The sequence below is a fragment of the Streptomyces sp. LZ34 genome (assembly GCF_053890475.1).
Map to the genome: position 1 here is coordinate 4,552,599 of NZ_CM132680.1, position 7,549 is coordinate 4,560,147.

3 protein-coding genes are annotated in these 7,549 nt (G+C 74.3%); all 3 read right to left on the bottom strand.

Translation table 11 applies throughout. The features are described 5' to 3' along the window. Positions 1-3: 3 nt before the first annotated feature. The gene (locus ACWY4P_RS17745) at positions 4-2,925 is read right to left on the bottom strand and encodes a type I polyketide synthase (protein ID WP_456211519.1); all 2,922 of its coding nucleotides are present in this window, start codon (positions 2,923-2,925) and stop codon (positions 4-6) included. A gap of 13 nt (positions 2,926-2,938) precedes the next feature. After that, on the bottom strand, positions 2,939-4,072 hold the full coding sequence (locus ACWY4P_RS17750; RefSeq protein ID WP_456211520.1) for an OzmP: 1,134 nt from the start codon (positions 4,070-4,072) through the stop codon (positions 2,939-2,941). Positions 4,073-4,180: 108 nt separating this feature from the next. Next, positions 4,181-7,504: an amino acid adenylation domain-containing protein gene (locus ACWY4P_RS17755; protein ID WP_456211521.1), complete on the bottom strand. Its 3,324-nt coding sequence runs from the start codon at positions 7,502-7,504 to the stop codon at positions 4,181-4,183. Positions 7,505-7,549 lie beyond the last annotated feature (45 nt).

Here is a 7,549-nt window from a genome sequence, read left to right on the forward strand (position 1 = left end):
GTGTCACACCTGTCCCCTGCTTCCCCTGGGGGTGGTTCCCCTGCGGGCGGCGGCGCGGCGGGACGTACGGCCCCTCGCGGCCTCGCCGCCCGCCGCCGCACCGCTCGGCGCCTTCTCGTGGCCGCCGTCCGGACCGGCCTCGCCGTGCCACTCGGCGACGAGGTGATCGGCGAACGCGCGGATGGTCGGGTATTCGACGAACGCGGAGGACGGCACCGGCCGGTCCAGCTCGGTGCCGAGCCGGGCGGTGATGTCGATGAGGATCAGCGAGTCCACATCCATGTCGAAGAGGCTGCGGTCGAGTTCGGGCGGGTCGTCGCTGCCCCGGCCGAGCACCGTGGCCACCTGGCCCTGCACGTACTCCTGAAGCAGGCGGCTGACCTCGGCCCGGTCGGCGCCCGCGATCCGCCGTGCCAGCCCGCCGCCGTCCGCGGGCCGCGGCGCGGGGGCGACGGCGCGGTCGGCCGGCGTGGCGTGGTCGGCCGGCGCGGCAGGCATGACAGGTGCGGCAGGGGTGGCGAGTACGGCCGGGGTGACGGCCGCGGGCTCGGGCGCGGCCGGTGCCGCCTGTCGCCGCGGGGGCTCCACCCAGTGCCGGACGCGCTCGAACGGGTAGCCGGGCAGCGGCACCCGGCGCTGCCGCTCCCGCGGATACCAGGCGTCCCAGTCGAGGTAGGCGCCCTGGACCCAGGCGCGGCCCACGCCGCGCAGCAGCGCCGCCGTCGCCGGGCCGCCGTTCCCCTCGGCCGGCTGCTCCCCGGCCCCGCCCGCCACGCCCGGCTCGCCCGGTTCGTTGTCCAGCGCCATCTCGACCGGGATCAGCCCGGAGGCGGCGAGCAGGGCGGAGCGCGCCTCGGCGTCGGCCTCCGCCGCGACCGGCTTGGTCCACACGGCGGGGTCGCGGGCCTCCTCGGGCGTCAGCCAGCGGGTGCCCGCGCCGAGGGCGAGGGGCAGTTCGGGCGCGCCGAGCGGGGTGCGCGGCAGGGGCGCGGCCTCGCCCGCGGCGTACGCCTTGGCCAGGGCGAGCGCGTCGGCGAGGCCGAACACCCCCGCCAGGGCGCCGACGACGGCCTGCGCGGGCCCGGTGCCCAGCAGCGCGCCGGGCCGCAGGCCCCAGTCGTCCTGCCACACCCGCGCCAGCGCGTACCCGGTGATGAACGCGGCGACCCCGTCGTCCGCCGTGAGCAGCGCGTCGGCCCCGTATCCGGGCGGGGTGTCCAGCGCCGCCGCGCACTCCTCCACCGCCGCCCGGAAGGTGGGCAGCTCCCGGTAGAGCTCGACGGCGCGCGCGCCGCCCGCGCCGTCGGGCGGGCCGGAGAAGACGAAGGCGGGCCGGGGCGTCTCCTCGCCCGGCTGCCCCTGTGCCATCCGCTCCGGGTCGGCGACGGCCAGGGCCACGGCGGCCTCGGGCACGGTGCGGGCGACCACGGCGCGCCGGTGCGGGTACCGCTGCCGCCCGGCGGTCAGCGTGTACGCGACCGCGTCGAGGTCCAGTTCGGGGTGGCGCCGCAGATGGCGGCCCACGGCCAGGGCGAGCCGGTCGAGGGCCTGCGGGGTCCGGGCGGAGAGGACCAGCAGTTCGGCGGGGCGCGGCGGGGCGGCCGGGGTGCGCCGGGGCGGCTCTTCGAGGACGACGTGGGCGTTGGTGCCGCCGATGCCGAAGGAGCTGACTCCGGCGCGGCGGGGCCCGTGGCCCGCGGGCCAGGTCGCGGTCTCGGTGCCCACGCGGAAGGGCCCGGCGGCGAAGTCGATGTCGGGGTTGGGGGAACGGTAGTTGAGGCTGGGCACGAGCGTGCCCTCGCGCAGCATCAGCGCGGTCTTCATCAGCCCCGCCATGCCGGCCGCGGTGTCCAGGTGGCCGATGTTGGTCTTGACCGAGCCGATGACGCAGCTGCCGGGCCCGCCCGCGGCGCCGAACGCCTCGTTGAGGGCGGCGATCTCGATGGGGTCGCCCAGCGGGGTTCCGGTGCCGTGCGCCTCGACGTAGCCGATGGTCTCCGGCGGGCAGTCGGCGATGTCCTGCGCGTCGGCGATGACTGCGGCCTGCCGCTCGACGCTGGGGGCCGTGTAACCGGTCTTGGCCGCCCCGTCGTTGTTGACGGCCGAGCCCTTGACGACGGCGTGCACGGTGTCGCCGTCCTCCAGCGCGTCGGCGAGCCGCTTGAGGACGACGACGCCGACGCCGCTGCCGATGACCGTGCCGCGGGCCTCGGCGTCGAAGGCGCGGCAGTGCCCGTCCGGGGAGAAGATCATGCCTTCCTGGTGGACATGGCCCGCGTGCTGCGGCACCCGCAGGTGCACCGCCCCGGCCAGGGCCATGGAGCACTCGCCGGACAGCAGGCTCAGACACGCCTGGTGGACGGCGACCAGGGAGGTGGAGCAGGCGGTGTTGACGCTGAGGCTGGGGCCGCGCAGATCGAGTTTGTAGGAGACCCGCGTGGCCAGGAAGTCCTTGTCGTTGGCGAGCATCAGCCGGTAGTGCCCGACGGAGGAGGCTTCCCGGTAGCGGGCGGCGAGGTGGTGCAGCAGGTAGGTGTTCAGCCCGGCGCCGGCGAACACGCCGACCTCGCCGTCGTGGGTGCCCGGCGCGTATCCGGCGTCCTCCAGCGCGTGCAGGGAGCACTCGAGGAAGAGCCGGTGCTGCGGGTCCAGGATCTCCGCCTCATCGCCGGGGATCTTGAAGTGTGCCGCGTCGAACTGCTCGATGTCCGGCAGGATCTGCCCGGCCCTGACATAGCCGGGCAGCGCCAGCTCGTCCGGGCCGACGCCGGCCGCGCGCAGTTCCTCGTCGGTGAAGAACGTGGTGGTCTCGCGGCCCTCCGTCAGAGTCCGCCAGAAGGCGTCCACGCCCTCGGCGCCCGGGAACCGGCACACCATTCCGATGATCGCGACGTCGGAGTCCCTGATCTCGTCACCCTGCTCCATGCCGTCCGTCTCCCTAGAGCCTGATGTCCATGTCGGCGGCCACGCTGCGCATGTCGAGGAAGCTGCGGGCGACGAACCGCGCCGCGTCCTCGGTCGCGTCCAGCTGCTTGAAGACCTCGATGAGCTCCCGCTCGTGCTCGGCCGGGTCGCCGCGCTGCTCGGCGATCTCCAGTACGACCCGCTTCATCCGCTCCTCGATGTCGGCGATGTTGGCGGCGCGCGGGAACTTGATGGAGAAGGTGGAGCGGTCGTAGTCCTTGTTGCGCTGCACCGAGCGGCGGTGGCTGGAGGCGTTGAGCTTGTAGAACATGCAGTCCCAGTTCTTGAACGAGTAGTAGTTCAGGAGCGGGAAGAGCGTGCAGTGGGTCTCCAGCGGCGAGGACTCGTACAGCCCCTTGGCCTTGAGCTCGGCGACGATGCGGTCGGGGTCGTAGTCGTAGCGCATCGCGATGAACGGGAAGACGATCTTGGGGAGGTCCTCGTCCTCGGCGAACAGGACCTCCTCGATCTCACCGCGGAACAGCTCGTCGGTCATCCGCGGGCCGAAGGTGCGGTAGAAGCCGCGCACGACCTCGCGCGCGTTGGACTCCATGGTCAGGATCTGCTGCGGGTCGGCGCACAGCGCGATGTACGGGATCTTGTGGCGGTAGGCGTAGAGGATCGCGCGGAGCACGAAGAAGGTGCGGCAGGAGACGCACGGCAGCTTCTCGTCGAGGTACTTGCCGGGCTTCTTGGACGAGGGCCGGTTGAAGACGTCCCGCATCATCTTCTTGATGTTGTCGTCGTCGGAGTCGAGGACGAACTTCGCGGGGATCTTCTGCTGGGCCAGCTTGATGTTCTGGGCGGCGTGCGCGCTCTCGAAGGGGACGTCGAAGGTGTAGGAGACCACGCGCTTGCCGTACTCGTTGACGAACTTGTCCAGCATGTAGGTGCTGTCCTTGCCGCCGCTGTACATGAACAGGCAGTCGTAGTCACCGGTCGGGTTGGGGCCGCTGCTGGTGAACTCCTCGTAGACCCGGTTGGTGTAGTTGAAGTTGTCCAGCAGCTCGCTCGCGAAGTCCAGCTTGCACAGATTGCACACCCCGTCCTCATCGAGCGTGATACCGGGATGGCCTTCCTTGAGGGAACACGTGGTGCACATGCGCATGTCTGCTCAACTCCCCGTATCAAAGCGCTTGCCGTGTGCGTGCGTGCGTGCTGTCTGCCTGCGTCCGTTCCTGTCCGTCTCCATCCGCGCAGCTCTGTGCGCGCAGCCCTATCCGCGCAGCGGTCTGCGCTCCGGGCGTGCCTGGCGCCGTCGGCGCAGCGTGCCGAGGGCGCCGCGGTCGTGGTCGGCGGCGCGCGGGCCCGAGGGATCGGGGCCGCGCGCCCTCTTGGGTTCGGGGCGGCCCGCGTCCAGGAACCGGGCCATCGCGCGGATGGTCGGGTACTTGAACATCTCGACCCGGGTCAGCGGCCGGCGCAGCTCGTCCTTCAGCCGCGCCATCACCCGCATCAGCAGCAGCGAATTGCCGCCCGCCTCGAAGAAGTTGTCCTCGGCCCCCACCCGCTCCGAGCGCAGCACCTCGCGCCAGATCCCGGCGATGGCGCGCTCGGTGCGGCTGTCCGCGGCCGTCGGCGGGGCCCCGGTGGCCGGCACCGCCGTCGGGCGCGGCAGGGTCTTGCGGTCGGTCTTGCCGTTCGCGGTCAGCGGGACGGCCGCCAGCTCCACGAACGCCGCCGGGATCATGTATTCGGGCAGCCGGCCGCGCAGCCCCTCACGCAGCCGCGCCACCTCGAGGCCCGGCCCGCGGGGCACTATGTACGCCACGAGCCGGCGGTCGCCCGGCTCGTCCTCCCGTACGACCGCCACGGCCCGGTCCACGGCGGGGTGCGCCAGCAGCTCCTGCTCGATCTCGCCGAGCTCGATGCGGTAGCCGTGCAGCTTGACCTGGTTGTCCACCCGGCCCAGGTACTCCAGGGCGCCGTGCGGCAGATGGCGTACGAGGTCGCCGGTGCGGTAGAGGGCGCCCGCCGCCGGGTCGAAGGGGTTGGGGACGAAGCGCTCGGCGGTCAGCTCCGGGCGGCGCAGATAGCCGAAGGCCAGCCCGTCGCCGCCGATGTACAGCTCGCCCGGCACCCCCGGCGGCACCGGCCGCAGCCGCTCGTCCAGCACATAGAACTGGGTGTTGGCGATGGGCCGCCCGAGGGTGACCGGGTCGCCGGGCGCCAGCCGGCAGGCCGCGGACCAGATGGTGGTCTCGGTCGGCCCGTACAGGTTCCACAGCTCGGGAGCGCGCGCGGTCAGCGCCTCGGCCAGGTCGCGGGGCAGCGCCTCGCCCCCGCACCACACCCGGGGCGCCGCGGTGCCGCCCCGCCAGCCCGCGTCGATGAGCATCTTCCAGGTGGCGGGGGTCGCCTGCATCACGGTGGGCGGGCGCTCCTCCAGCAGGGCGCGCAGCCGGAAGCCGTCCGCGGCGGTCTCGGTGGGGGCGATCTCGACCTGTCCGCCGGCGATCAGCGGGAGGTACAGCTCCAGGCCCGCGATGTCGAAGCAGATGGTGGTGACCGCCAGCAGCCTGTCCGCCTCGGTGAAGCCGGGGGTGCGGGCCATGGAGGTGAGGAAGTTGACCAGGGCCCGGTGGCCGACCCGCACACCCTTGGGGCGTCCCGTGGAGCCGGAGGTGTAGATGACATACGCGGTGTCCCCCGCGCTCACCTCCGCGCCCCGCTCGGGGGCGGCCCGGTCGATCTCGGGCCAGTCCCGGTCCAGGACCAGCGTCTCGGCCCGGCCGGCGGGCAGCCCGGCGGCGAGCGCGGACTCGGTCACCACCAGCGGCAGCCCGGTGTCCTCCAGCATGTGGGCGATGCGGTCCCGGGGGTAGATGGGGTCCAGCGGCACATACGCGGCACCGGACTTCATGATCCCCAGCAGGGCCGTCAGCAGCTCGGCCGAGCGGTCCAGACAGACGCCGACGAGCGCGCCCGGCCCGATGCCGCGCGAGCGCAGATATCCGGCGAGCGCGGAGGAGCGCCGGTCCAGCTCCCCGTAGTCGAGGCTGGTGTCGCCGCAGGTCACGGCCGTGGCGCGGGGGTTGCGGGCCGCGCGCTCGGCGAAGAGGTGGTGGACGCAGCGGTGGCGCGGATAGTCGGCCGCGGTGTCGTTGAACTCCACCAGGACCCGGCGGCGCGCGGCGTCGTCGCACACCGGTGCGGCGGCCAGGTCCGCGCCCGCCGGGCCCGCGACGGCGGCCAGGAACGCGCCCGCGTGACCGGCCAGTTCCCGCGCGGCCGACCGGGCCGGCGCGTCGGCGCGCACCACCCACTCACAGTGCTCGCCGGTGGCGGGGACGCGTATCAGCAGCGCGGTGCCGGGGCGGGGCGCGGCGGGAGTGGCGGGCCCGGCCGGGTCGGCGAGTTCGACGGCCACCGGCAGCCCGCGCGCCGCGGGACGCCGCTCCCGCAGCTCGGGGCGGCGCACCCACAGGTCCAGCGGGTAGGGGCCGCGCCGGGCCACCTCCTCGGCCCGCCCGGCCACCTCCCGGGCGAACTCCGCCATGCTCGGCCCGTCCGCCACATCGGGCGTGCGCAGCGGCGCGTACGGGGCGTACAGGCTGTCCGTGACGGGGTGTCCGGTGCCGGTGTCCGTCCGGCCCGCGACCCGCAGGTCCACGTCGGCGAAGCCCTCGCGCGCGGTCCTGGCGAGGAACGCGAGCGTGGCGGCGAGCAGCCACTGCTGGCGCGAGACCCCCGCGTCGGCCGCCGCGCGCCGTGCGCCGGCGGGCACCGGCACGGACAGCGACAGCTCGCCGTCGCCCGCCGGTGCGCCGTCGCGGTAGGGCGGCTCGGCGGGGCGCAGCGCGCCCAGCCGACGGGCCCAGTACCGCTCCTGGCGCAGGGCGGCCGACTCGGCGCGCGTCGCGGCGGCCGACAGCGGGGCGGCCACGGCCCAGGGGGCGGCGGGGGCCGTGGCCGGTGCCGGGGCGAGCGGTTCCCCGGCGGGGGTGGTCAGGCCGGTCAGCCGTACGTCGTGGGTCGCCGTCGCCACGACGGCGCCGCTCCCGTCCCACGCCAGTACCGTCCCCGGGGCCGCCCCGGACCGCTCCCCCAGCACCTCCAGGCCGCCCACCAGGGCCGCCCGGTCGCCGACGGCCACCTTCGCGGTGCCGAACTCATTGGGGTGGCTGCCGAAGTCGGTGGCCCGCACCGCCGCGGCCAGCTCCTCGGCGGGCCGGTCGAAGGCGAGGAAGCCACCGCCGGGGGGACGGTCGTAGCGGCCGTGGTAGCCGCGCCGGGACAGATCCTGCGGGCGGCGCTCGGCGCGCCCCTCGGCGAGCGCCGCGATCAGCTCGGCGAAGGACGCCACGCCCGCTTCCAGGCACTTGACGTTGAGCGTGTGGCTGGTCTCGTCGTCGGCGACGTCGACCTCGCGCTGGACGAGGACGTCACCGGCGTCGGCCTCCTCGGTCATCACATGCCAGGTGACTCCGTGGCGCCGTTCGCCCTCCAGCACCGCCCAGGTGGTGGCGTGCACCCCGGCGTGGCGCGGCAGCAGCGCGTCGTGGAAGTTGACGGCCAGTCCGCGCGGCAGGGAGAGCACCGGCGCTGGCAGGATGCGCAGGTTGGCGATGCTGAACAGGTGGTC